This is a genomic window from Micromonospora sp. NPDC048947 (assembly GCF_040649495.1).
GTDB classification, from domain to species: domain Bacteria; phylum Actinomycetota; class Actinomycetes; order Mycobacteriales; family Micromonosporaceae; genus Micromonospora; species Micromonospora alfalfae.
Genome location: NZ_JBEZFO010000025.1, coordinates 74711 through 99228 on the forward strand (window position 1 = coordinate 74711; position 24518 = coordinate 99228).

At 70.5% G+C, this 24518-nt stretch carries 20 protein-coding genes; 19 read left to right on the top strand and 1 reads right to left on the bottom strand.

Annotated features, from left to right (window positions below):
* Nucleotides 1-230 precede the first annotated feature (230 nt).
* From infC to AB0B98_RS29120, 9 genes are all read left to right on the top strand, one after another.
* Complete coding sequence (infC, locus tag AB0B98_RS29080) at nt 231-881, top strand: translation initiation factor IF-3 (RefSeq protein WP_091401946.1); 651 nt, start codon at nt 231-233, stop codon at nt 879-881.
* A gap of 20 nt (nt 882-901) precedes the next feature.
* Nucleotides 902-1096 (top strand): 50S ribosomal protein L35, encoded by a 195-nt coding sequence (gene rpmI, locus AB0B98_RS29085; protein WP_007458415.1) that lies wholly within the window; start codon nt 902-904, stop codon nt 1094-1096.
* 31 nt (nt 1097-1127) lie between these two features.
* A complete protein-coding gene (gene rplT, locus AB0B98_RS29090; protein WP_030488429.1) occupies nt 1128-1520 on the top strand; it encodes a 50S ribosomal protein L20 in 393 nt (130 codons plus the stop codon).
* A gap of 29 nt (nt 1521-1549) precedes the next feature.
* Nucleotides 1550-2401: an RNA methyltransferase gene (locus AB0B98_RS29095; protein ID WP_357366700.1), complete on the top strand. Its 852-nt coding sequence runs from the start codon at nt 1550-1552 to the stop codon at nt 2399-2401.
* A 219-nt stretch (nt 2402-2620) separates the two neighbouring features.
* Nucleotides 2621-3688: a phenylalanine--tRNA ligase subunit alpha gene (gene pheS / locus AB0B98_RS29100; RefSeq protein WP_238671109.1), complete on the top strand. Its 1068-nt coding sequence runs from the start codon at nt 2621-2623 to the stop codon at nt 3686-3688.
* Nucleotides 3689-3728: 40 nt separating this feature from the next.
* The gene (gene pheT, locus AB0B98_RS29105; RefSeq protein WP_357366702.1) at nt 3729-6278 is read left to right on the top strand and encodes a phenylalanine--tRNA ligase subunit beta; all 2550 of its coding nucleotides are present in this window, start codon (nt 3729-3731) and stop codon (nt 6276-6278) included.
* A 338-nt stretch (nt 6279-6616) separates the two neighbouring features.
* Nucleotides 6617-6943 (top strand): hypothetical protein, encoded by a 327-nt coding sequence (locus AB0B98_RS29110; RefSeq protein WP_357366704.1) that lies wholly within the window; start codon nt 6617-6619, stop codon nt 6941-6943.
* Between the two features lie 15 nt (nt 6944-6958).
* Nucleotides 6959-9067: an NB-ARC domain-containing protein gene (locus AB0B98_RS29115; protein WP_357366706.1), complete on the top strand. Its 2109-nt coding sequence runs from the start codon at nt 6959-6961 to the stop codon at nt 9065-9067.
* On the top strand, nt 9064-12027 hold the full coding sequence (locus AB0B98_RS29120) for a hypothetical protein (RefSeq protein WP_357366707.1): 2964 nt from the start codon (nt 9064-9066) through the stop codon (nt 12025-12027). Before AB0B98_RS29115 ends, AB0B98_RS29120 begins: the two co-directional genes overlap by 4 nt.
* Before the next feature lie 203 nt (nt 12028-12230).
* On the opposite strand, the gene AB0B98_RS29125 is transcribed toward AB0B98_RS29120, so the two are convergent.
* The gene (locus AB0B98_RS29125) at nt 12231-13073 is read right to left on the bottom strand and encodes a Crp/Fnr family transcriptional regulator (protein ID WP_357366709.1); all 843 of its coding nucleotides are present in this window, start codon (nt 13071-13073) and stop codon (nt 12231-12233) included.
* 225 nt (nt 13074-13298) lie between these two features.
* On the opposite strand from AB0B98_RS29125, the gene AB0B98_RS29130 reads away from it, so the two are divergent.
* From AB0B98_RS29130 to AB0B98_RS29175, 10 genes are all read left to right on the top strand, one after another.
* Nucleotides 13299-14120 (top strand): hypothetical protein, encoded by an 822-nt coding sequence (locus AB0B98_RS29130; protein ID WP_357366710.1) that lies wholly within the window; start codon nt 13299-13301, stop codon nt 14118-14120.
* On the top strand, nt 14117-16423 hold the full coding sequence (locus tag AB0B98_RS29135; protein WP_357366712.1) for a HEAT repeat domain-containing protein: 2307 nt from the start codon (nt 14117-14119) through the stop codon (nt 16421-16423). The genes AB0B98_RS29130 and AB0B98_RS29135 overlap by 4 nt, the downstream gene beginning before the upstream one ends.
* Complete coding sequence (locus AB0B98_RS29140; RefSeq protein ID WP_357366714.1) at nt 16420-17250, top strand: hypothetical protein; 831 nt, start codon at nt 16420-16422, stop codon at nt 17248-17250. Before AB0B98_RS29135 ends, AB0B98_RS29140 begins: the two co-directional genes overlap by 4 nt.
* A gap of 154 nt (nt 17251-17404) precedes the next feature.
* Nucleotides 17405-18406, top strand: coding sequence for an N-acetyl-gamma-glutamyl-phosphate reductase (gene argC, locus AB0B98_RS29145; RefSeq protein WP_357366715.1), 1002 nt, complete (start codon nt 17405-17407; stop codon nt 18404-18406).
* Nucleotides 18403-19575: a bifunctional glutamate N-acetyltransferase/amino-acid acetyltransferase ArgJ gene (gene argJ, locus AB0B98_RS29150; protein ID WP_357366717.1), complete on the top strand. Its 1173-nt coding sequence runs from the start codon at nt 18403-18405 to the stop codon at nt 19573-19575. The genes argC and argJ overlap by 4 nt, the downstream gene beginning before the upstream one ends.
* A 55-nt stretch (nt 19576-19630) precedes the next feature.
* Nucleotides 19631-20536: an acetylglutamate kinase gene (gene argB, locus AB0B98_RS29155; protein ID WP_238671102.1), complete on the top strand. Its 906-nt coding sequence runs from the start codon at nt 19631-19633 to the stop codon at nt 20534-20536.
* A complete protein-coding gene (locus AB0B98_RS29160; RefSeq protein ID WP_357366719.1) occupies nt 20533-21762 on the top strand; it encodes an acetylornithine transaminase in 1230 nt (409 codons plus the stop codon). Before argB ends, AB0B98_RS29160 begins: the two co-directional genes overlap by 4 nt.
* Nucleotides 21759-22727: an ornithine carbamoyltransferase gene (gene argF, locus AB0B98_RS29165; protein WP_357366721.1), complete on the top strand. Its 969-nt coding sequence runs from the start codon at nt 21759-21761 to the stop codon at nt 22725-22727. The genes AB0B98_RS29160 and argF overlap by 4 nt, the downstream gene beginning before the upstream one ends.
* On the top strand, nt 22724-23239 hold the full coding sequence (locus AB0B98_RS29170; RefSeq protein ID WP_238671099.1) for an arginine repressor: 516 nt from the start codon (nt 22724-22726) through the stop codon (nt 23237-23239). The genes argF and AB0B98_RS29170 overlap by 4 nt, the downstream gene beginning before the upstream one ends.
* A complete protein-coding gene (locus AB0B98_RS29175) occupies nt 23236-24447 on the top strand; it encodes an argininosuccinate synthase (RefSeq protein WP_357366723.1) in 1212 nt (403 codons plus the stop codon). The genes AB0B98_RS29170 and AB0B98_RS29175 overlap by 4 nt, the downstream gene beginning before the upstream one ends.
* Nucleotides 24448-24518: the final 71 nt, after the last annotated feature.

Sequence of the window (24518 nt, forward strand, 5' to 3'; positions counted from 1 at the left end):
GGAGCGCCTGCTCCCACCCGAGTCGCCGCTACGGTGGCCGGGTCCGGTCACCGGTTCCGGGCATGTCCCGGTGCCGGATGCGCGATCCTTGTGATCGTGCTGACCGGTCGAGCGGGCCCTGGCATGCGCCGGGGCCTTCTGCTTTTCGGGTTGGTTCCCTCCCGGGAGCCGCAGGGGTCGGCGACAGAGCAGAAACGACTCGAGGAGGCCCCATCAGCGTCGAACCACGCGTGAACGAGCAGATCCGGGCACGTGAGGTCCGACTGGTCGGCCCAGAGGGTGAGCAGGTGGGCATCGTCCCGCTGGAGCGCGCTCTTCAGCTGGCCGCGGACGTCGATCTGGACCTGGTCGAGGTTGCGCCGATGGCGCGCCCGCCGGTGTGCAAGCTCATGGACTTCGGCAAGTTCAAGTACGAGAGCGCACTCAAGGCGCGCGAAGCGCGGCGTAATCAGCAGCAGACCGTCATCAAGGAAATGAAGCTTCGGCCGAAGATCGACCCGCACGACTACGAGACCAAGAAGGGTCACGTGGTGCGGTTCCTCAAGGCGGGCGACAAGGTCAAGGTGACGATCATGTTCCGCGGTCGCGAGCAGAGCCGCCCGGAGCTGGGTTACCGGCTCCTGCGCCGGCTCGAATCCGAGATCACGGAACTGGGATACGTCGAGGCCGCTCCGAAGCAGGACGGCCGAAACATGATCATGGTTCTCGCCCCGCATCGGGCCGTCAAGGCCTCCGCGGTCGCCGCTACGGCGTCTCGCGGCGGACCTCGGGACCGGGCAGCGGACGAGTCCGCCACTCCGGAAGCCGATGAGACCGCGGCGGTCAGCGAGACCGCAGCAGCCGGTGACACCGGCCTCGCCGCCGACACCAGCGGCGAGTAACAGGGGAGAAGACGTTCCACATGCCGAAGATGAAGAGCCACACGGGTATGGGTAAGCGGGTCAAGGTGACCGGCAAGGGCAAGATCGTTGCCCAGCAGGCCGGCCTCCGCCACAACCTGGAGAAGAAGCCCTCCACCCAGACCCGCCGGCTGACCGGCACGGTCGTGCTGGCCAAGGCCGACGTCAAGCGCATCAAGAAGCTGCTCGGCCGCTGACGCGCGCCACCTTACGTAATTAGGAGTTGAGATGGCACGCGTCAAGCGGGCTGTAAACGCCCAGAAGAAGCGTCGTACCCTGCTGGAGTCCGCGAGTGGTTACCGCGGTCAGCGCTCCCGCCTGTACCGCAAGGCCAAGGAGCAGGTGCTGCACTCGATGCAGTACGCCTACCGGGACCGTCGCGACCGCAAGGGCGACTTCCGGCAGCTGTGGATTCAGCGGATCAACGCGGGCGCCCGGGCCAACGGGATGACCTACAACCGTCTGATCCAGGGCCTGCGTCTGGCCGGCATCGAGGTCGACCGCAAGATCCTGGCCGACATGGCTGTCAACGACGCCGCCTCTTTCGCGGCGATCGTCGAGCTGGCCCGGGCCGCGGTCACGGCCGAGGGCACCGGCGGCGCGGCGGCTCAGGCCGCCTGATCCCCACGCACCAGAGCGAGGCGTCTCCCGTGTCGGCACCGCCGTCCGGGGGGCGCCTCAATCGTGCCGGAGGAGCGCACATCATGGCTTTCACCCCGCGTACCCCCAGGGTTGTCGCCGCCCGCCGCCTGCAACGCCGCCGGGACCGCGACGCCACCGGCCGTTTCCTGGCCGAGGGCCCGCAGGCGGTCCGCGAGGCCCTCGCGCGGCCGGGGGTGGTCACCGAACTGTTCGGTACGACCACGGCCCTCGACCGGTATCCGGAGTTGGCCGCCACGGCGGCCCGCGCCGACGTGCCGGTCTCCGAGGTGACCGACGACGCCATCGCGGCGCTGGCCGAGACCGTCGCCCCGCAGGGGCTGGTGGCCGTCTGCCGGCACCTGGACGTGTCACTGGATCAGGCCCTCGCTGGCGGCCCCCGGCTGGTGGCGGTGCTCGCCGAGATCCGTGACCCGGGCAACGCCGGCACTGTCCTGCGCACCGCCGACGCGGCCGGCGCGGGTGCGGTGATCTTCGCCGGTGACGCCGTCGACCCGTACAACGGCAAGTGTGTGCGGGCCTCGGCCGGCAGCCTCTTCCACGTCGACGTGGTCCGCGCGCCAGACCCGGTCGCGGTGGTCGAGGCGCTGCGCGCCGCCGGGCTGTCGATCTTCGCTACCACCGGGTACGGCGACAGTGACCTGGACGACCTGACCGACTACGGTCGGCTCGTCGGGCCGACTGCCTGGTTGTTCGGTTCCGAGGCGCACGGTCTGTCCGAGGAGTTGACCGCCGCCGCCGACACCACGGTGCGGGTGCCGCTGTACGGGCGCGCAGAGAGCCTCAACCTGGCTGCCGCCGCCGCGGTCTGCCTGTACGCTTCAGCGAGAGCGCAGCGCTGAGGGTGAAAGCCTACGGCGCGACTGACAGCAGGGGAGAGCGTCCGTCCATGAACGCGACACGGCGTTCGTTTAGCCAGCCCGCCGGTGTCGGCGGGCGGCGGGCCTGACCTGCTCCCTGCGCAACTCCTACCGGCGGGCTGCGGCACAGCCGCGCGTCCGTAGACTCGCCTAGCCGCCCCGGTGAGGGCTGGCGCCGCCGTGAGGGAGTGCCCGTACGCCATGAGCTACCGCAACGATCCGTACGACCCGAAGCAGGTCGCCCTGCTCGACCCCGCCGCCCTGGATGAGGCCGTCGCGGACGCCACGAAGGCGTTCACCGCGGCCGCCGACCCGGACGCGCTGACCGCGCTGCGCTCGGTGCACCTGGGTGACCGGTCACCGGTCTCCCTCGCTCGCCGGGAGATCGGCGCGCTGCCGCCGGCCGCGAAGTCCGACGCCGGCAAGCGGGTCAACGAGGCCCGCCGGGCGATCGAGACCGCCTACGCCGACCGCGCCGAGGTGGTGGAGCGCGAGCAGGCCGAGCGGGTGCTGGTCGAGGAGCGGGTGGACGTCACCCTGCCCTACGACAGGCGTCCGCGTGGCGCCCGGCACCCGTTGAGCACCCTGATGGAGTCGATCAGCGACCTCTTCGTCGGGATGGGTTACGAGGTGGCCGAGGGGCCCGAGGTCGACCTGGAGTGGGTCAACTTCGACGCCTTGAACATCCCCGCCGACCACCCGGCACGCGGGTTGATGGACACCTTCCACATCGCACCGGAGGGCTCCGGCCTGGTGCTGCGTACGCACACCTCGACGGTGCAGACCCGCACGATGCTCAGCCGCAAGCCGCCGATCTACGTGATCGTGCCGGGTCGCGTCTACCGCACCGACGAGATCGACGCCACCCACAGCCCGGTGTTCCACCAGGCCGAGGGCCTCGTGGTGGACAAGGGCATCACGATGGCGCACCTGCGGGGCACGTTGGACCACTTCGCCCGGGCGATGTTCGGCCCGGAGGCGAAGACCCGGTGGCGGCCGCACTACTTCCCGTTCACCGAGCCGTCGGCGGAGTTCGACGTGTGGTTCCCGGAGCACCGTGACGGCCCGCAGTGGGTCGAGTGGGGTGGCTGCGGCATGGTCAACCCCCGGGTGCTGCGCGCCTGCGGCGTCGACCCGGAGGTCTACTCCGGATTCGCGTTCGGCATGGGCATCGACCGGACCCTGATGGTCCGGCACGGGGTCAGCGACATCCGCCATCTCTTCGAGGGCGACGTGCGGTTCAGCCGCGCGCTCGGGACCGGGGCGTAGGCGATGCGGGTACGAGACACGGGAACGGTGGTCTGAAGTCATGCGAGTTTCTGTCAGTTGGCTGCGGGAGTACGTCGACCTCCCCGCCGACCTGCCCACCGGTGACCTGGAGCAGGCCCTTGTCGACCTCGGCATCGAGGTCGAGTCCGCTGTGGACCTGGCCGAGACCGTCACCGGCCAGTTGGTCGTCGGCGAGGTCCGCGAGATCGAGGAGCTGACCGGGTTCAAGAAGCCGATCCGGTTCTGCCGGGTCGACGTGGGTGCCGCCAACGGCACCGGTGAGCCGCAGGAGATCGTCTGCGGTGCCCGTAACTTCGCCGTCGGTGACCGGGTGGTGGTGATCCTGCCCGGCGGCGTGCTGCCCGGCGGTTTCGCCATCGGCGCCCGCAAGACGTACGGGCACAACTCGGCGGGCATGATTTGCTCTGCCAAGGAGTTGGGCCTGGGCGACGACCACTCCGGCATCATCGTGCTGGGGCCGGACGTGACGGCCAAGCCGGGCGACGACGCGCGCCCGGTGGTCGGCCTCGACGACGTCGTCCTCGATCTGGAGATCACCCCTGACCGGGGGTACGCGCTGAGCCTGCGCGGCCTGGCCCGGGAGTTGTCGCACGCGTTCGACGTGCCGCTGCGCGACCCGGCCCGGGTGCCGGCCCCGGCGGGCACCGAGACGCCGGCGTACCCGGTGGAGGTCCGCGACACGGTCGGCTGTGACAGGTTCACGGCCCGCCTGGTCCGCGGGGTCGACCCGACCGCGCCCACCCCGTCCTGGATGCAGCAGCGGCTGGTCACCGCCGGCATCCGCAGCATCTCGTTGCCCGTCGACATCACCAACTACGTGATGTTGGAGCTGGGCCAGCCGATGCACGCCTTCGACGCCGCCCGGATCGCCGGGCCGCTGGTGGTCCGTCGCGCCGAGGCGGGGGAGAAGCTGACCACCCTCGACGGGGTCAGCCGGGTGCTCACCGCCGACGACATGGTCATCTGCGATGACACCGGCCCGATCTCGCTCGCGGCGGTGATGGGCGGCGAGACCAGCGAGGTCGACACCGGAAAGACCACCAACGTGCTCTTCGAGGCCGCCCACTGGGATCCGGCGATGGTCGGGCGCACGGCCCGCCGGCACAAGCTGTTCAGCGAGGCCGCGAAGCGCTGGGAGCGGGGCGTCGACCCGGCGGTGCCGCTGGTCGCGCTGGAGCGGGCCGTGGGGCTGCTCACCGAGCACGGCGGGGGCACCCCGAGTGCGGAGATCCTGGACATCGACCACGTCCGGCCGCGTACCCCGATCAGTCTTCCGGCTGACCTGCCGACCCGGCGGGTCGGCGTCGAGTACCCGCCGGCGCGGGTGGTCGCCCTGCTGGAGCGGGTCGGCTGCACCGTCGCGCAGGGCGCGGACCGGTTGTCCGAGGACCCGGGCTCGGTCGGCGTGGCCAGCGGCGTCGGGACGGTGCTGAGCGTCACCCCGCCGACCTGGCGGCCCGACCTGACCGACCCGGCCGACCTGGTCGAGGAGGTGGTCCGCCTCGACGGGTACGACAGGGTGCCGTCGGTGCTGCCGACCGCGCCGCCGGGGCGCGGTCTGACCCCGCGGCAGCGTCGCCGCCGGGCCGTCGCCGGGTCGCTGGCCGAGCGGGGGTACGTGGAGGTGCTTGCGCACCCGTTCGTGTCGCCGGAGCTGGCCGACCAGCTCGGCCTGCCGGCCGACGATCCGCGCCGGCCCGCGGTGCGACTGGCCAACCCGCTGTCCGAGGAGGAGCCGCTGCTGCGCACCACGCTGCTCGGCCCGCTGCTCGGCATCCTCAAGCGCAACCTCGGCCGGGGTCACCGCGACCTGGCCCTCTACGAGATCGGTGCGGTCTTCCACCCGCGCGTCGGCGCCGGCAGCCCGCCGGCGATGGGCGTGGACCGACGCCCCACCGACGAGGAGTTCGCGGCCGCCGACGCGGTGGTGCCGGCGCAGCCGGTGCACGTCGCGGTGGTGCTCTCCGGCGACCTGGACCCGGCCGGCTGGTGGGGTCCGGGCCGACCGGCCGGCTGGGCGGACGCGATCGAGGCGGCCCGTGACGTGTTGGCCGCCGCCGGGATCCCCGACGAGCGGGTCGAGGTGCGCGCCGCCGAGTACGCCCCGTGGCACCCGGGTCGCTGCGCCGAGCTGCGGGTCGACGGCTCGGTCGTCGGACACGCCGGCGAGCTGCACCCGGTGGTGGTCGCGGCGTTGGAACTGCCCCGCCGCACCAGCGCGATGGAGCTGAACCTCGACACGCTGCCGCCGACCCCGGTCACGCCAGCGCCGACGGTCTCCGGCTTCCCGCCGGCGCTGATCGACGTGGCCCTGGTGGTGGACGAGTCGGTGCCGGCGGAGCAGGTGCGCCGGGCGCTGGAGGCGGGCGCCGGTGAGCTGCTGGAGGACGTACGGCTGTTCGACGTGTATTCCGGCGCGCAGCTCGGCGCCGGCCGCCGGTCGCTGGCGTACAAGCTCACCTTCCGGGCACCGGACCGGACGCTCACCGTCGAGGAGGCGGTCGCGGCACGGGACGCGGCGGTCGCCGTCGCGGCGGAGCGCCTCGGCGCCACCCTGCGCGGCGCCTGACGCGACCGACGACGGCCCCGGTACCCGGCAGCGGGTAGCGGGGCCGTCGTCGTTTCGCCGCCGGCTGTGCCGTGTCGGGCTTCCGACAGGCCGCGCCGGCCCTCGTCGGCGGCGATGGCCCAGTGGTCGGGCCGTCGTGGCTGGCACCAGGCATCAGTTGCCGGTGACATGCGTCGGTGTCGATGCAGGATGGCCTTCGGGTGACCGGCCGGAGGCTCGGCGTCGACGTTGCCGACCACGTCACGAGCCTTTCCGAGGTCGACACGAATCGGTAGCCTTGCCTGGCGAAGGGGTGAGCGCCGACGCCTGTCGCAGGCCTTCAGGTCAAGGAGCAGCGCATGATCGAGGCAATCGTCGCCGCGGCGCTCGTCAAGATCGCCGAGGGGTCCGGGGCAGCACTCGTCGACCTGATCCGGCGGCGGTTCGTCCGCAGCGACGAGCCGGCGGGGATGCTCGAATCCCTGGACCGGGTGGCGCAGGGCGACGTCTCGGCTGACGACATGGCGCGACTCCGTGTGCTCCTGACCCGGTGCGCGGCCGAGGATCCGGAGTTCCTGCGGGAGCTCCGGCAGGGGACGACGTCGATCGGCAGCACCAACGTGGTGGCCTCCAGCAACGTGGGCAAGCTGGTGCAGGCCCAGCGCGTCGGCGACATCACGATGTAGCCGGAGGTGACCGACATGGAGCCCGCCTCCGGAAGCTCGTCGCGCAACGTGGCCGAGGGCCTGTTGGCGCACCAGGTCCTCCAGGTGGGTTCCTCCGGCGCGATCTACGTCGAACAGCCGCGAGCGGCGGAGCGCGTCCCCGAGCCACCGCACATGCTCCCGGGCGGCGTCGGGAGGATCGTCGGCAGGCACCACCTGCTGCACGAGATGGACGAGGCGATGACGACGCCGGGCTCGCGCTGCTGCATGCTGTGGGGTCTGGCCGGCTCGGGGAAGACCACCCTCGCTGTCGCCTGGGCCAGCTCGCGCATCGCCGAATACCCCGACGGGCAGTTCTTCGTCGACATGTGCGCGTACTCCGGCACACCGCGGATCGAGACCCGGGACGCCCTGCGCAGCTTCCTGGCCACGCTGGGGATCAACCGGTCCGACCTTCCGGACAACGAGGCGGAGTGGGGCGGTGTCTTCCGCGCCGTCACCGCCGGCCGGCGGTGCCTCGTGATCGTGGACAACGTGGGCTCGTACGAGCAGGTTCGCGACCTGGTGCCGGGCTTCGGGTCGGTGCTGGTGGTCACCAGCCGCCGGGCGATCCCGGAGATGAGCGTTCGTCACGACGCCCGGGTCATCAAACTTCCGTTGCTCACCCTCGACGAGGGGGTGGAGCTGATCGCCGAACGCGTCGGGTTCGTCCGCGTCGAACGGGAGCAGGCCGCCGCCCAACGCATCGTGCAGCTTCTGGAGGGGCATCCGTTGGCGCTGGCCATCGTCTCGGCGAAGCTCGCCATCCAGACCACCTGGACGATCGACGACGCCGCGAGGGGAATCGAGGAGGAACAGAGCCCACTTCGCTTCCTCGATGACGCCGGCCTGGGCATCGAGGTCGGTCGCGTCATCTCCTGGTCGCTCGACGACCTCGACGCGGCAACGACGAAGGTCCTCTACGTCGCGTCCATGCTGCCCAGCAACGAGTGCTCGGTGGCGGTGCTCTGTCTCGTCCTCGACCAGCCACGGCGGGTGTGTGACCGCACTCTCCAGTCCCTGTGCCTGGCATCCCTCATCGACGAGATCAGCCCCGGCCGTTACCGCTTCCACGACCTGATGAAGGCCTATCTCGCGGAGACGCTCGGGCAGGTGCTGGATCCCGCCGAGCAGGAGCTGACCGCGCGCCGCATCCGCACCGTCTACCTGGCGTTGAGCTACGCCGCCGATCGCGCCATCGATCCACACCGGGACTCCCTGCCCGTGGACCAGGAGCTGCTGACTGTCGCCGGGTCGGCCAGCTTCACAGTGTCGCAGGCCCTCTCCTGGTTCGAGTCGATCACCGCGGCCATCACCTACCTCATCGAGCAGGCCCGGGCCGACGACGACTTCGCCTTCATCACCCGGTTCGCACGGGCACTCAACACGTTCCTCTACTGGCGTCAGGACGTCACGAGAACGCTGTCCGTCCAGCGGGAAGCCGTTGCCGCGGCGGCCGGCGGTGACCCGGCGATGGAGGCGCTGTCCCGACGCGCCCTGGGGCGTGCCTACGCGGACATCGGCCAGCTTGAGCCGGCGAAGGAGCAGTTGCGCGCCTCCATGGCGCTGGAGGCGGCGTCCGGCGACGATTCCGGTCGGGCGTCGTCGCATCACGCCATGGCCGAGCTCTGTCTCCGGTCGGGTGACTACCGGGACGCGCTGGGCTGGGGGCTGCGGGCGGCCCGGCAATCCCGCAACGGCAACAATGTCGTCCGCGAGGCCCGGGGGCTGTACGACGCGGCCCGAGCCCTGAACGAACTGGGCCATTGTTCCTGGGCTCGAGGGCTCGGCCTGCGCAGCCTCGCCATGTGCGAGGAGCGCGGCAACGACTACGGCCGGGCGCTGGCCCTGCGTCTGCTCGGCGCGACCGGCCTCCGCTCGGGCGAGGTCGAGGAGGGCTGCACCTGGTTGGAGCGGGCCTGGCGGGTCGAGGAGTCCCTCGGCAACTTCCGTTCCGTCCGGACGATCCTTGGCCAACTCGAACAGGCGTACGGTCAGTGCGGAAACGTCAGCGCCGTGGAAGAGGTCCGACGGGCGCTGGCCCGCCTGGAGCACTACCCGGATCTCACCCAGTCGACGTTGGTGGTCGGGAGTCCGGCGATATGAGTCCTCGGTACGCGCCGCTCGTCCCGGCTGACGAGCTGGCCAGCCCTGCGTCGTATCGGCAACTGCGGCGGGAGCGGGAAGCCACGAGGTTCCGACGCGAGATCGAGGCGATCGTCGACGGCGCGTGCCGGGCGGAGGCGGCCGGTCCGCTCCTCCGGGACACCTTCGCCTCGCTGAGCGGGAACCTCGCGGCCGAGGGTGCGCTCAGCTTCGCCGGGCTCGTCCCACCCGAGCGTTTCGACAGCGCGCGGCGGGCGTACGACTCGGCGATCGACACCAGGGGCAGCCGTGGCTCGCTGCACAACTACCTGAACGTCGCGGACGCGGGCTCCCTGGTCGAGCATCCGGAATTCCGGGAGGCGTTCGCTCATCCGCTGCTGGTCGCGCTCGTCGCGCACGCCCTCGGCGGACCCGTGAAGATCATCGACTTGCGGGCGAAGGACACGCAGCCACTCGACGTCGTGGCGCGGGACAACACCCTGCACGTCGACAACAGCCCCTTCATGGACGAGTTCAAGGTGATCGTCACCTGGACGATGGGCACCGGTCGAGGGCCCTCGGGGCAGGGGCTCACCTACCTGCCCCGCACGAATCGGCTCCTGCGGCAGTGCTTCGTCGACGACGACGGCACCGCGTGGAGCGACGAGGACAGCTGCATCTTTCCCTCTCAGGCCCGGGTGGACGAGGCGCTCGCCGCCCAGGCCCGTTTCTTCGACGACGGCCGCCCGAGAGTCGTCCATCTTCAGGACATCGCGACGCCGTGTCACACGATCTTCGCCGCGAGTCGGCTGGTCCATCACCGGTACCGTACGTCCGCTGGCGGGCCACGCAGTGCGATCATGGCGGCGTTCCACCGGACCGACGAGGGCACCGGCTTCCTCGGCGCCGGGGACCTCTCGGGGTCGGCTCTCGACCGGTTCCTGTTGGCGACCGGGGACGGGCGTCCCTTCCTGGAGCTCCTCGCCGATGAGATGCCCCGGGTCGTCGCGGCGCTCGCGGCTGCCGCGTCCCGGCCCGGCTTCGTCGTCGACCCGGACCGTCATCTCCTGCGCGACGAGGGCTTTCGCGCCTGGTACGAGCGGCAGAGCGCGGGGGTTTCCCTCGACCGGCTTCGCCGGGCCACGCTGGCCACGGCCGTCGACGACGACGCGCCCATCGCGCAGCGACTCGTTCTGCGCATGCAGTACGACCTGCAGGGCGCCCTCAACATGCCGCTCTACACCGACCTGCGGGAGGAGGTGCGCAAGCGGGCGCGGATCGTGATCCGGGAGATGGCGCCGGAGCACATCCGGGACATCGTCACGCGGTACGACCTCGCTGCGGTCCTGCGCGCGCAGTCAGCGCCACAGCGCCGGCCGGTCAGTGAACTCGCCGAGGAACTGCACGGCGTGCTGGTCGCTCTGCAGCGGCTCCTGTCGACGGCTGTCGCGTCCCGGCCCGCCGGCCCGATCTGGGGTTCGACCGACGGGAATGCGGCGGCGCTGTCCCTGCGGCGCTTCATCGTCGATCTGTGCGTCGCGGCCGCTGACGTCGCCGACGACGCGTCGCTGACCACCGGGTGTGTGTTCGGTGCCCTCGGCTCTGTGCTGGCCGACGACCTCTTCGACCTGGGCGCTGCGGGCCGCGAGATCACTGGCGAGTTGTTCGGGATGTACCTCCGGCTGGCGGCCCCCTCGCTGGGCGAACGCCCGACACACCCGGAGAAGGAGAAGCTGGACACCTACCTCGAATCCGTGAACGAGGAGAGGCAGACCGCCAAGCTGGCGTCCGAGGTCTGGTTCCAGGCCGCTTCCGCCGAGGTGACCGCGCGCAACGACGATTTCGTTCGCGCGTTGCTGCGGCGTGTGCTGCCGCCGGGGCGACCGTCGCCGGAGTCCGGCGATCTCGGCGCGCTGCTGGCGGATCCCGCCGCCCTCAGCGCGCACTACTGGAAGCGGGTGGTGACGGGGAAGCCGGTGGCGGTGCGCTTCGGCGCGGCCGACCTCGACACCCTCGACGGTTACTTCGGGCTGACGGCCGACCGGAGCCTGCCGGCCGCTGTCGTTCGGCTACGCGAGGAGACCACCCCGGGCTCGCCGGCCGAGCACCTGCTCCGCGGCATCGAGCGGCTCGCGTCACGACGGGGTCAGTCCCACGCCGAGGCGTGCCGGGATGTCATGAGCCGCTTGTCGACGCACTGGCCGGACCTTGTTCACCTGTGTCGGGGTGGCCCGGACGCTCCACCGCTGCCGGCCGGCAGCATCCTCTCGACGCTCCACGATGCGATCGGCGCCGTGGACGAGGAGGGCCCGCGTTCGCGCCGGTCGTCGTCGGGCGTCCCCTTGCCGCGCGCGGGGTCGGCCGAGGTGTTGTTGACGACCGCCGAGGCCCGCGAGTTGGCCCGCGTCTACATGCTCGCCCGGCTCGGCTTCAGCGCCGAGGAGTTCCGGGTCGCGCAGCTGCTGGCCGGTGATCCGCGTGTCCGGTACGCCGTCCTCGCCACCCACCTGTACCTGGTCGACGAGGTGTCGCGGTCGGCGTCGGAACTGGTCGAGGCATGGGGCACGGCGAAGGTCCTGCTGCCCTTCACCGAGGCCTTCGTCAACGTCTCGGGCTACTCGTCGTCAGTCATCGACCTCGTGCCGAATCCGAAACTGATCACGGTCGTCGGCAACAACCTGTTGCCGGCCGTGGCCGGCGAGTTGCTCAGGCGGGACGCCAGCGTCGACGAGTTGGATGCGGACATCCTCGCCGCTGGTGTCCAGGCCGCCGTGCGACGCGGCGTCTTCGACGTCACCATCGGCCTGTTCCACCAGACCGACCGGCGGGACGTGGTGTCCCTGTCCGGCCTCAGCCGGCGGGTCTGTCCCGCGGTCCGGCCGTTCGGCGCGTTCTGTCAGCGTTGGCTGCCGTACTTCTTCGACAACCATCCCACCGCTCCGAAGCGAGCGGGTACGCCGGGGGCGAACTGCTGCACTTGATCGCCGGCCACTCGGAGTTCGACTGGGTCGCCGCAGCCGTACACAGCCAGGCCGGGCACCAGACCGGACGCTCACCGTCGAGGAGGCGGTCGCGGCACGGGACGCGGCGGTCGCTGTCCCCCCGGCGGAGCGCCTCGGCGCCACCGGGTGGCGGCGCCTGACGGAGTCGACGGGCATCCTCCTTCGGACGCCAGAGGAGGCCCTCAGTCGTCGCTGGATTCCAGGTTGCCGAGCGTCCGCAGGTTTGGTAGATCGCGGACGGTGATCCGGCGGTAATCGGTGTCGACCAGTCCGTCCGTCCGTAGCTCCCGCAGCGCCTTCTGAATGGAGGTCTCGGAGGCGCCACAGATTGTCGCCAGGTCGGGCTGCGTGAGTCGGACGTCGATGACGATGCCATCGAGCTCTTGTCGACCATGGGTCCGGCAAAGTTCCGCGATCACCCGGGCGACACGCAGTTTCACCGGGTATGACGTGAAGTCGATCCGCCGTCGATTGGACCAGCGCAGCCGGTCGGACACCATCGCGGCGAGTTCAAGGGCGGCCTCTGGATGTTCCTTCAGGAACCGCTTGAACCGGTCCGGCTGAATCACGCTGTACCTTGCGGGCCCGCAGGTCGTGACGGTTGCGGAGCGGGGTGCGTTGTTCAGCGCCGACATTTCGCCCACGAGATCACCACCGACTCGCAGCGACAGCAGGGCGGACCGGCCATCCGGCAGCGTGGCAGTAATCTTGGTCAGGCCCTCTTCGAGGAGCACCAGGTGAGACTCCCGTATGCCCTCGTGGATCACAATCTGCCCGGCGGGAACCTGACGGCGGACGCCCAGCGCCAGGAGCGTCATCCGAACTGGCGGCGCGAGCCGTTGCAGGAATGTGCCGTAGGGCCACTCGCCACCAGATAGCTCTCGTGGTCGTCGCATCTGCGGCCTCAGCCTCCTTCTCCACTGACAGCTGCCGAAGCGTAGCCGTTCCTGTGCGGAGCGCGATGCCCCTGTTTCGGTGGCGATGTCGACCAGTAGGCGGACGGCCATCAACACCAGCACAGCCATCGGTGACCATTCGAGGGCTAGCAGCAGCTCAAACAGATTCGTCCTCATGGGACAAGGACACCGTCCGGGTGTGTAGCTGACCCCCGAACAGGACGGGATGACTGTTCTTCGACAGCCCGGAGATGATGCCGTACTTCTACGGGATCCCGATCAGTCCCCGACGGTTCGATGGCTCCTGCGGCGCTTGCCCGTGGGGCGAGCCGGGTGACGAAGGGCGGGAACTTGATGCAACATCCCGAACGGCGACTGTTGATCTCCGTAGATATGGAACGGTACAGCCGACGCAGCAACCTGCAACAGTATGAGGCGCAACGGCATTTTCGAGAGCTGCTGCACGAGGCCGCTGGCGCTGTCGGCCTGGACCGTGTGGCCTGGACTACGCAGCAGGCGGGCGACGGCGAGCTGGCAATCGTGCCCCGCGAGGTGTCCGAGTCTCGTGTCATCGGTAGGTTCGTGCCGGAGCTGAACCGGCGGCTGCGCGACCACAACAGTAGCCGCCTCCCCGTTGCCCGAATTCGACTCCGGGTGGCCGTGCACCAGGGTTTGGTGCACCTGGACGGTGCGAACGGCTTCCCCGGCAACGCCGTCGTCTTCGTCTGTCGCCTCTGCGAAGCCGATCCGGTGAAGAAGGCCCTGGCAGCCTTTCCCGGGGCCGGGGTGGCGCTCGTCGTCTCGACCGAGATCTTCCGGGACGTGGTCAGCGAGTATCCGGAAGAGATGCGGCCTGAGCGTTTCGTGCGGGTCGAGGTGGCCCATCCGGACAAGGAATTCCGCGAGTACGCCTGGCTCTGTGTGGTGGACGAGGATCTCAGCGGCGCCTCGGTCCCGGGCGTCGTGCCGACCGATGGAGAAGGCCCCGCCCAGGCTGCGGAGGGGCCTACGGACAACGGCGAGGCACAGGCAGCGAACAGCGCGACAGGTCACGGTGGAATTCGTACCGGCGATATCCGCGTCAAGGGGCAGAACGCGATCGGCCACGGTGCGACGGCGATCGGCTCGCTCGGTCGCGACGCGAACTTCGGCACGAGGCGAGGCGATCCCCGATGACCGGTCGGCACTTCACTGCCTCCGCTGGGACGGATTGGGATCTGGAGAACCTGCTGCACGACGTGTCGGAGGCGCCAGCACTCGATGACCCGAGTGGTGACGCCGACGATGGTGTGCTGGGCGGATCGCGGGACGGATCGACAGCAACAGGTTCCGGCGATGGCGAGGGGAAGCCGGGCTCGGCAGAGGACCTACCCGAGGAGCCGCCGGAGGAGGAGGCGGACGAACCTGAGGATCTCCTTGACCCGACCGACGTGCTGCGCGGGCTCGCCGGCCTACTGGGTAGGTCGAGCATCGACGTCGGTGATGTTCGGGTTCAGGGGCAGAACGCTACCGGACATGGCGCCGTCGCGATTGGCACGGTCAACGTCACCGCTGCACGATCCGACGGCGCTGGGCGCGTCTGGTTCGAAAGTCTGGTCGAGGCCAGCGTCCGCGAGATCGCCAGCGGGTACGCGCACACGCCCAGTGATCACCGGCTCGACCACCACCTCCAGCACCACTACCTGGTCTGCCTCTCCGGTCCGGTCGGGAGTGGACTGATTACCTCGGCCACCCTGGCGGTGGCACGGAAACACGGCTTTGGCCGGGTCCGTGTGCTCGGTGTCGAGCAGTTGTCCGATCTGCTCGGCGCTGAGACGCCATTGCCCGCCGGTCACGGCTACGTGCTCCGGCTGAGCGAGCTTGGACTCCGCGAGGTCGACGGGTTCACACTCGTGGCGCTAGCTGCCAGGGCTGCGACGTCAGGCACGACACTGGTCCTGGCAGGGGACTTCTCCCGACGGAGACACGACCTCGTCGGCCACGTTGTGGAACACCGTGCAGCCCCGGCAGCTGAGGTGTTTCGGGCGCAACTTCGCCGTCAACTCAGCGGGCGGTGTGTCGGCTGGTGCGTGGACACGTGCGACGGGCGTTGCCTGGAGCGGTACGTGGACGTCGACTGCGCCGAACATCCACTGTTGTCGGCTTACCTGGCCGGAGAACCCTCACCCAGCGAAGTCCTGAAGGTTGTCGAGACGATCGCTCGGACCGTTCCCAAGGCTGGCACCCTGACCGAGCGGCTGGAGCAGTTTCTGCCGCTTCAACTTCGAGAGCGAGCCGTCGAGATCCTCGACCTGCGACGCGGCGGCGATGAGATCGACGGGTTCACCAACGAGGAGGTGCGAGCGTTCCGCCTCTCCTGCGCCGTGCTTGCCGGACAGCCCGTGGCCGAGATTCACCACGCAGCTCAACGTCTGGCCCGACTGCATTTCCAAGAAGTGACGTCGACCGGTGCGCCCCTTCGTGCGTCGGCGATCGAGGCGTTGTTGGGGTCGACACTGAGCCAGGCCGTCACCCGGCTGAACGACGTACGCGTGCCGGGTGGGTGCCGGATCGACTTCCCGGTGAAGACGGAGCCGCTCAGATCGGCGCTGCTGGAAGTCGCATGGACTGAATGGTGGTCTCCGGCTGAGCTCCTCGACTGGCTGGCAGACCTGATCCGGGGAGACCTTCCGGCGGTCCGACAGGCCGCCGCCGGAGCCATCGGTTGGTCGGCGACCCGTGACGTGCAAGCGGCCCTCGACACGGTCGGAGTATTGGCCCGGGAACGGCGCGCCGGGGTTCGGCAGGCCGCGGCCATCGTGCTGGTCGCCATGGCCATGCAGCCGACGTTGCACCATCGGGTCCGAACCGAACTCGGTAGGTGGACCGCCGGCCCGGCAGCTCATCTCCGCGACACCGTGGCGCGCGCGTACAGCCTGGGGCTGGCCCAGCTCTGGCCGGATGCGGCGTTGGTGCAGTTGCGCCAGGTGGCGCATGCCCGGATGCAGCGGTGGAACAACTCCGTCGTCCGAGGGCTGGTCGAGGTGTACCGCAATGGTCACGCGGCAAGCGTCGTGCCGGCGCTGGTGGGTTGGACCGCGGCCGCCGATCCCGAGGTGCAACTCCACGCCGCACGGACTCTGCGGGTGCTCGCGGACCGTTGGGCGGAACCGCCCAGAGAACACTGGCCGGAGCTGCTGTACCTGGTCGATCAGGGAACAGTTCGTCTGGCCGACCTGGCCGTGCTCTGGGCGACCGCGCTCAGCCTGCCGTGGACGGCATACCGCTCGTGGCGGACCCTCGGATTCTGGCTGGACCGGGCGGACGGGCAGCCGGTCGTCGCCGGCCACTGCCTTCAGCTCGTGCGCCACGTGATCGCTGGACAGCCTGCACTGCGTCATCGCCTGGACCATCAGCTCCACCACGTATGGCGTCCCGTGATGCCCCACAACGACCTGCTCGACGACGTACAACGCCTGATCGATGAGGAGATGCCATGATCATGAATCCGCCTGGTGGTCCCGGCACCAGACCACCCGTACCCACACAGGTGGACCGTCGTCGTTGGTGGCATGTGCTCTTTCCGCCAGCTGAGCTTCCCCTTCCGCCACCCCCACCACCGCCAGTCGTCCCCACCACGGCGACGTTCCGTCAGGACGTCCCAGGGCCGATCCTGGTGCCGGCCAAGGGGGACGCGTTCGACTTCCGGCTGCACGTCGTTTTCAACTGGACCGCGCAGAACATGACCTACGAGGAGCTTCGGCTCCGCGCAGAGCGCTACCTGGGGTGGGCTGCCGGGATTGTTCGGGAACGGGCGGTGGACGTGGCCCGTGAACATGAGCCGCACCGCTCGCATGATCTTGAGCGTGTGCTGAACGGCCATCTCGGTGGTCAGCGTTGGCCACGCGAGGGTGCGGTGCCACACTTCGGTGTACTCATTCGCGTCAGTCCGGACGAGCGGGTCCGAGAGCGGCTCCGGCCGTACTGGGAGGATCGGATCAGGCTTGAGTGTGAGCATGAGTTGCAGAAGATCAGGGCGACCCAGGCGGACGAGCTGACTCGTCGCTGGTGTGCGGTGCTGCAAAATCTTGAGGACGATCCGGTGACCTCGCATGCGGCGCGGTTGACCGGTGAGCAGTTCGCCGAGGTGTTCCGCCGGTACGTGGAGGAACGTCGAGAGACCGTTCCCGAGCTCATCAAACTGCTTCGTGAGGCGGTGCGTGGACACGGCGATCTCGGTATGGGGCCGAGCGAATACACGGAGGCATGGGATGCGGCCCTGAGGACGTACGAGCGTCAGCACGGGTTGTCCGAGCGGGTGAACTGACACGGGGTGTCCTCTGCCGGGTTCGTCTGGCAGGGGACACCCAGCGCGTTGGTCGACGGGGTTCATCTATTCATTACCATGCACTCGGCTGCATGAACTTGCACTCGTGAGTCGTCCTTGTTAATCTTCGCTGCATAGTCATGCGGAGGTGAGTATGGGGATCCGAGTCGCGGTCGCCGGAGCGAGCGGGTACGCCGGGGGTGAACTCCTGCGCCTGATCGCCGGGCACCCGGAGTTCGACCTTGTCGCCGCCACCGCACACAGCCAGGCCGGGCACCGCGTCGACGTGGTGCACCCGCAGCTCACCGGGCTCGACCTGGTGCTCGGCGAGACCGATCCGACGATCCTGGCCGACGCGGACCTGGTCTTCCTGGCCCTGCCGCACGGCCAGTCGGCGGCTCTCGCGGCCCAGCTTCCGGCCGAGGTGCGGATCGTCGACCTGGGCGCCGACCACCGGCTGGCCGACCCGTACGCCTGGGCGCAGTACTACGGCGGCACGCACGCCGGCCAGTGGACCTACGGCCTGCCCGAGTTGCCCGGCCAGCGGGAGCTGATCGCCGGCTCCACCCGGGTGGCGAACACCGGCTGCTACGCCGCCGCGATCACCCTGGCGCTCGCGCCGCTGATCGCCGACGGCGCGGCCAACCCCGCCGACGTGGTGGTGGTCGCCGCCTCCGGCACCTCCGGCGCCGGCCGGGCGGCCAAGCCGCACCTGTTGGCCAGCGAGGTGATGGGCGACATGTCGCCGTACCGGGTGGGCACCCACCAGCACGTCCCGGAGATCAAGCAGGCCACCGGCGCGACCGGCCTGTCGCTCACCCCGGTCCTGGCACCGATGCCGCGCGGCATCCTGGCCACCGTCACCGCGGTGCCGGCGCGCGGCGTCGACCCGCAGGAGGTGCTGGCCCGGGCGTACGCGGACGCGCCGTTCGTGCACGTGCTGCCGGAGGGCCGCTGGCCGCACACCGCCGCCACCCTGGGCTCCAACTCGTGTCACCTTCAGGCCACCGTCGACGTCGACTCGGGTCGTCTGATCGTGCTCAGCGCGTTGGACAACCTGGGCAAGGGCGCGGCCGGTCAGGCCGTACAGAACGCCAATCTGATGCTCGGCCTGCCGGAGACGACGGGCCTGTCGATGTGGGGCGTCACCCCGTGAGCGTCACCACCCCTCGGGGGTTCCGGGCGGCCGGTGTGGCCGCCGGCCTCAAGACCGGCGGCGGCCCGGACGTGGCCCTGGTGGTCAACGACGGCCCGGACGCCGGTGTGGCCGGTGTCTTCACCACCAACCGGGTCAAGGCCGCGCCGGTGCTCTGGACCCGGCAGGTGGTGCAGGGCGGTGTGGTCCGCGCCGTGGTGCTCAACTCCGGTGGTGCCAACGCCTGCACCGGTCCGGCCGGCTTCCAGGACACGCACGCCACCGCCGAGCACACCGCCGCCGCGCTGACAGCGGTCAGCCCACGGTTGATCCTCGGCGCCGGTGAGGTCGCTGTCTGCTCGACCGGCCTGATCGGTGAGCGGCTGCCGATGCCGAAGCTGCTGCCGGGCGTCCGCTCGGCGATCCGTGGGCTGTCCCGCGACGGTGGCCCGGCCGCCGCTGAGGCGATCATGACCACGGACACCCGGCCGAAGACCACTGTGACCCGGGGGAGCGGCTGGACGGTCGGCGGCATGGCCAAGGGCGCCGGAATGCTCGCGCCCGGGATGGCCACCATGCTCTGCGTGTTGACCACCGACGCGGTGGCCGGGCCGGCGACGCTGGACGAGGCGTTGCGGGCGGCTACCCGGGTCAGCTTCGAGCGGGTCGACTCCGACGGCTGCATGTCCACTAACGACACCGTGCTGCTGCTGGCCAGCGGCGCGAGCGGCATCGAGCCGACGCCGGCCGAGCTGACCGCCGCCGTCACCGCGGCCTGTCACGACCTGGCCCAGCAGTTGGTGGCCGACGCCGAGGGCGCCACCAAGCAGATCGCCATCGACGTGGTCGGCGCGGCGGACGAGGACGAGGCGGTCGAGGTGGGCCGCGCGGTGGCCCGCAACAACCTGGTCAAGACGGCGTTGTTCGGCAACGACCCCAACTGGGGTCGGATCCTGGCCGCCGTCGGCACCACCACCGCCGCGTTCGAGCCGGACGAGGTGGACGTGGCGGTCAACGGGGTGTGGGTGTGCCGCCGCGGCGCCGCCGCCGAGGACCGCTCCAAGGTCGACCTGACCGGGCGGGACGTGACCATCCGGATCGACCTGCACGCTGGTACGTCGGCCGCCACGATCTGGACCAACGACCTGTCCCACGCGTACGTGCACGAGAACTCGGCGTACTCGACGTGAGCGCGAGGAACGCAGCGCGGCGGAGTCGCGCAGTCACGAACGAAAGGCCGGCCCTGTGAGTCTCAGCAGCGATCTGGCTCGCGCGCAGGTGAAGGCGGAGACGTTGATCGAGGCGTTGCCCTGGTTGGCACGCTTCAGCGGCTCGACGGTGGTGGTCAAGTACGGCGGCAACGCGATGACCGACCCGGAGTTGCAGCGGGCGTTCGCTGCCGACATGGTCTTCCTGCGCTACGCCGGCCTGAAGCCCGTGGTGGTGCACGGCGGCGGTCCGCAGATCTCCGCCATGCTGGGTCGCCTCGGCATCGCCAGCGAGTTCCGCGGTGGTCTGCGGGTGACCACCGCCGAGGCGATGGACGTGGTCCGGATGGTGCTCGTCGGTCAGGTGGGCCGGGAGCTGGTCGGTTTGATCAACTCGCACGGTCCGTACGCCGTCGGCCTCTCCGGCGAGGACGCCCGGCTGTTCACAGCGGTGCGACGTCCGGCGTACGTGGACGGGGTCCCGGTCGACGTGGGTCAGGTCGGGGACGTCGAGTCGGTCGACGTGTCAGCGGTGACCGACCTGATCGAGGCCGGCCGGATCCCGGTGATCTCCACTGTGGCGCCGGACGTGGAGGGTGTGCTGCACAACCTCAACGCGGACACCGCCGCCGCGGCGCTGGCCATCGCGTTGCGGGCCCGCAAGCTGGTAGTGCTCACCGACGTGGCCGGCCTGTACGCGGACTGGCCGGACACCACCAGCCTGGTCTCCGAGATCGCCGCGGACGACCTGGCCAAGCTGCTGCCCAGCCTGGAGTCGGGGATGGTGCCGAAGATGGAGGCCTGCCTTCGGGCGGTGCGTGGGGGAGTGCCCGCCGCGCACGTCGTCGACGGCCGGGTGGCGCATTCCACGTTGCTTGAGGTGTTCACCTCGGAAGGGTTCGGAACGATGGTGGTGCCGGGAGACGGGACGGACGCGACATGAGCACGTTGGCGCAGCGGTGGAAGCACTCCATGATGGACAACTACGGCACACCGCCGATGGCGTTGGTCTCCGGTCACGGCGCGGTCGTGGTCGACGACGCCGGCCGGGAGTACCTGGACCTGGTGGGTGGCATCGCGGTCAACGCCCTCGGCCACGCCCACCCGGCCGTGGTGGCGGCGGTGTCGAAGCAGGTAGCGACCCTTGGACACGTCTCCAACCTCTATGTGGCCGAGCCGCCGGTCGCCCTCGCCGAGCTGCTGTTGGCGCTCGCCGGCCGCCCGGGCCGGGTGTTCTTCGCCAACTCGGGCGCGGAGGCGAACGAGGCGGCGTTCAAGCTTTCCCGGCGTACCGGCCGCACCCAGGTGGTGGCCACCACTGGCGGCTTCCACGGCCGCACCATGGGCGCCCTCGCGCTGACCGGCCAACCGGCCAAGGCCGACCCGTTCCGGCCGCTGCCCGGCGAGGTGACCCACGTCGACTACGGCGATGTCGCCGCCCTCGACGCGGCCGTCTCCGAGGCCACTGCCATGGTGATCCTGGAACCCGTCCAGGGTGAGAACGGTGTCGTGGTCCCGCCGGCCGGCTACCTCGCCGCGGCCCGACGGATCACCGCCCGGCACGGCGCGCTGCTGGTCCTCGACGAGGTGCAGACCGGCGTCGGGCGTACCGGGCACTGGTTCGCGCACCAGGCCGAGGGTGTGGAGCCGGACGTGGTCACCCTGGCCAAGGGGCTGGGTGGTGGGCTGCCCATCGGTGCGACGCTGGCCTTCGGTCCCGCCGCGGACCTGCTCACGCCCGGCTCGCACGGCACGACGTTCGGCGGCAACCCGGTCAGTTGCGCGGCGGCGCTCGCCGTGGTGGCGACCATCGCCAACGAGGGCCTGCTCGACAACGTCAAGCGGGTCGGCGAGCGTTTGCGCCACGGTATCGAGGCGCTGGGCCACCCGCTGATCGCCGAGGTACGCGGGTCCGGGCTGCTGCTCGGTGTGGCGCTCACCGCGCCGGTGTCGTCGGTGCTGGCCGAGGCGCTGCGGGAAGCCGGCTTCCTGGTCAACCCGGTGCAGCCGGGTGTGGTCCGGTTGGCTCCGCCGCTGATCCTCACCGCCGCCCAGGCGGACACCTTCCTTGCCGCGCTGCCGGCCGCACTGGACGCGACCGCCCCGGCCGCTGCCGGCGCGCAGATCGCACCAGCCACAGTGACCACCACGACGGGGACGACTCGATGACCCGGCACTTCCTGCGCGACGACGACCTTTCGCCGGCCGAACAGTCAGCGGTCCTCGACCTGGCGGCGCTGATGAAGGCGGACCGGTTCGGCCACCGGCCGCTGGTCGGCCCCCGCTCGGTGGCCGTGCTCTTCGACAAGCAGAGCCTGCGGACCAGGATCTCGTTCGACGCCGGGATCGCCGAGCTGGGTGGGCACCCCCTGGTGGTGGACACCCAGGTCACCCACTTCGGTCGCGGTGAGTCGCTCGCCGACGCGGGGCGCGTGCTGTCCCGCTACGTCGCGGCGATCGTGCTGCGGACCCACGGTGACGAGCGGATCGCCGAGGTGGCGGCGGGCGCGACGGTGCCGGTGGTCAACGCGCTCACCGACGGTTTCCACCCGTGCCAGCTGCTGGCCGACCTGCTCACCATCCGGGAGCGGTGCGGTGGCACGGCCGGCCGCACCCTGGCGTACGTGGGGGACGGCGCGAACAACATGGCGCAGTCGTACCTGCTGGCCGGGGCGACCGCCGGGATGCACGTGCGGATCGCCGGCCCGGCCGGTTTCGCGCCGGACACGGCAGTGGTGGAACGGGCCGCCCAGATCGCCGCGCGGACCGGCGGGTCGGTGCGGGTGCTGACCGACCCGACCCAGGCGGTACGCGACGCCGACGTGCTGGCCACCGACACGTGGACGTCGATGGGGCAGGAGTCCGACGGGTTGGACCGGATCACCCCGTTCCTGCCGTACCAGGTCAACAAGGAGCTGCTCGGTCAGGCCGCACCGGACGCGATAGTGCTGCACTGCCTGCCCGCACACCGTGGTGAGGAGATCACCGACGAGGTGCTCGACGGCCCGCAGAGCGCGGTCTTCGACCAGGCGGAGAACCGGCTGCACGCGCAGAAGGCGCTGTTGACGTTCCTGCTGGGAACCGGCACGGGAGGCCAGGCGACCGGCGAAGCCGTCACCGGAGGGCAGCGATGACAGCGCCGCTGACTCGCGCCGCCCGGCACGCCCGGATCGTGGAGCTGATCCGTGACCGGTCGATCCGGTCGCAGACCGAGCTGGCCGACCTGCTCGCCGCCGACGGGGTCGGCGTCACCCAGGCCACCCTCTCGCGGGACCTGGAGGAGTTGGGCGCGGTCAAGGTGCGCGGCGGCGACGGTCCGGCCGTCTACCTGATCCCCGAGGACGGGCAGCGACCGCTGCGCGACGCCGAGGCCGCGCCGGCCAGGCTGGTACGGCTGCTGCGCGAACTGCTCAACGGAGTCGACTCCAGCGGCAACATCGCCGTGCTGCGGACACCGCCGGGTGCGGCCCAGTACCTGGCGAGCGCGTTGGACCGGGCGGGCCTGCCCGAGATCGTCGGCACCATCGCCGGCGACGACACCATCCTCGTGGTGGCCCGTGAGGCCGTCGGCGGGGCGGCACTCGGAGACAAGCTCGCCGGCTGGGCCCGCCGGGAAGACACCGCTGAAGGGAACATCACGTCATGACCGAGCGGGTCGTGCTCGCGTACTCCGGCGGGTTGGACACCTCTGTCGCCATTCCGTACCTGTCCGAGCAGACCGGCGCCGAGGTGATCGCTGTCGCTGTCGACGTCGGGCAGGGCGGTGAGGATCTCGACGCCATCCGGCAGCGTGCCCTGGACTGCGGCGCCGCCGAGTCCGAGGTGGTGGACGCGCGCGACGAGTTCGCCGCCGAGTACTGCCTGCCGGCGATCCGGGCCAACGCGCTCTACATGGACCGCTACCCCCTGGTGTCGGCGCTGTCCCGGCCGCTGATCGTCAAGCACCTGGTGGCGGCGGCACGCAAGCACCGCGGCACGATCGTGTCGCACGGCTGTACCGGCAAGGGCAACGACCAGGTCCGGTTCGAGGTGGGCCTGAACGCGCTCGCCCCCGACCTGAAGATCATCGCGCCGGCCCGGGACTTCGCCTGGACCAGGGACAAGGCGATCGCCTTCGCCGAGGAGAAGGGGCTGCCGATCGACGTGTCGGCCAGGTCGCCGTACTCGATCGACCAGAACCTGTGGGGTCGCGCGGTGGAGACCGGCTTCCTGGAGGACATCTGGAACGCCCCCGTCGAGGACCTCTACTCGTACACCTCCGACCCGACCCAGGAGCGCGACCCCGACGAGGTCGTGATCACCTTCGACGGCGGCGTGCCGGTGGCGATCGACGGTGAGACGGTCACCCCGTACCAGGCGATCCTGGAGCTCAACCGGCGCGCCGGCGCGCAGGGCGTGGGCCGGCTCGACATGGTCGAGGACCGCCTGGTCGGCATCAAGAGCCGAGAGGTGTACGAGGCGCCCGGCGCGATCGCGCTGATCACCGCCCACCAGGAGTTGGAGGCGGTGACCGTCGAGCGGGACCTGGCCCGGTTCAAGAGGGGCGTCGACCAGCGCTGGGGCGAACTCGTCTACGACGGGCTGTGGTTCTCGCCGCTGAAGGCGTCGCTGGACGCGTTCATCGACGACGCGCAGCGGCACGTGAGCGGCGAGGTGCGGGTGGTCCTGCACGGCGGCCGGGCCACTGTGACCGGCCGGCGCTCCGAGGCGAGCCTCTACGACTTTCAGCTGGCCACCTACGACACCGGCGACACCTTCGACCAGTCCCTGGCCAAGGGCTTCGTGCAGCTGTGGGGGCTGCCGAGCCGGATGGCCGCCGCTCGGGACGCCCGGCTGGGCGGTGGCGGCCAGTGACATGTGTGAGCGCGGAGACTGAGCAGGCGCGGCAAGCGGGCCCCGCAGTCGCGAGCGAAAGGCAACCAACG

What these genes read in the sequence shown, in the direction of transcription:
- AB0B98_RS29130 (WP_357366710.1), top strand. Translation starts at nt 13,299, where the DNA reads ATGCAACATCCCGAACGGCGACTGTTGATCTCCGTAGATATGGAACGG.
- AB0B98_RS29160 (WP_357366719.1), top strand. Translation starts at nt 20,533, where the DNA reads ATGAGCACGTTGGCGCAGCGGTGGAAGCACTCCATGATGGACAACTAC.
- AB0B98_RS29115 (WP_357366706.1), top strand. Translation starts at nt 6,959, where the DNA reads ATGGAGCCCGCCTCCGGAAGCTCGTCGCGCAACGTGGCCGAGGGCCTG.
- AB0B98_RS29135 (WP_357366712.1), top strand. Translation starts at nt 14,117, where the DNA reads ATGACCGGTCGGCACTTCACTGCCTCCGCTGGGACGGATTGGGATCTG.
- argC (WP_357366715.1), top strand. Translation starts at nt 17,405, where the DNA reads ATGGGGATCCGAGTCGCGGTCGCCGGAGCGAGCGGGTACGCCGGGGGT.
- AB0B98_RS29175 (WP_357366723.1), top strand. Translation starts at nt 23,236, where the DNA reads ATGACCGAGCGGGTCGTGCTCGCGTACTCCGGCGGGTTGGACACCTCT.
- rpmI (WP_007458415.1), top strand. Translation starts at nt 902, where the DNA reads ATGCCGAAGATGAAGAGCCACACGGGTATGGGTAAGCGGGTCAAGGTG.
- AB0B98_RS29120 (WP_357366707.1), top strand. Translation starts at nt 9,064, where the DNA reads ATGAGTCCTCGGTACGCGCCGCTCGTCCCGGCTGACGAGCTGGCCAGC.
- pheS (WP_238671109.1), top strand. Translation starts at nt 2,621, where the DNA reads ATGAGCTACCGCAACGATCCGTACGACCCGAAGCAGGTCGCCCTGCTC.
- AB0B98_RS29140 (WP_357366714.1), top strand. Translation starts at nt 16,420, where the DNA reads ATGATCATGAATCCGCCTGGTGGTCCCGGCACCAGACCACCCGTACCC.
- AB0B98_RS29125 (WP_357366709.1), bottom strand. Translation starts at nt 13,073, where the DNA reads ATGGCTGTGCTGGTGTTGATGGCCGTCCGCCTACTGGTCGACATCGCC.
- AB0B98_RS29170 (WP_238671099.1), top strand. Translation starts at nt 22,724, where the DNA reads ATGACAGCGCCGCTGACTCGCGCCGCCCGGCACGCCCGGATCGTGGAG.
- argF (WP_357366721.1), top strand. Translation starts at nt 21,759, where the DNA reads ATGACCCGGCACTTCCTGCGCGACGACGACCTTTCGCCGGCCGAACAG.
- AB0B98_RS29110 (WP_357366704.1), top strand. Translation starts at nt 6,617, where the DNA reads ATGATCGAGGCAATCGTCGCCGCGGCGCTCGTCAAGATCGCCGAGGGG.
- rplT (WP_030488429.1), top strand. Translation starts at nt 1,128, where the DNA reads ATGGCACGCGTCAAGCGGGCTGTAAACGCCCAGAAGAAGCGTCGTACC.
- pheT (WP_357366702.1), top strand. Translation starts at nt 3,729, where the DNA reads ATGCGAGTTTCTGTCAGTTGGCTGCGGGAGTACGTCGACCTCCCCGCC.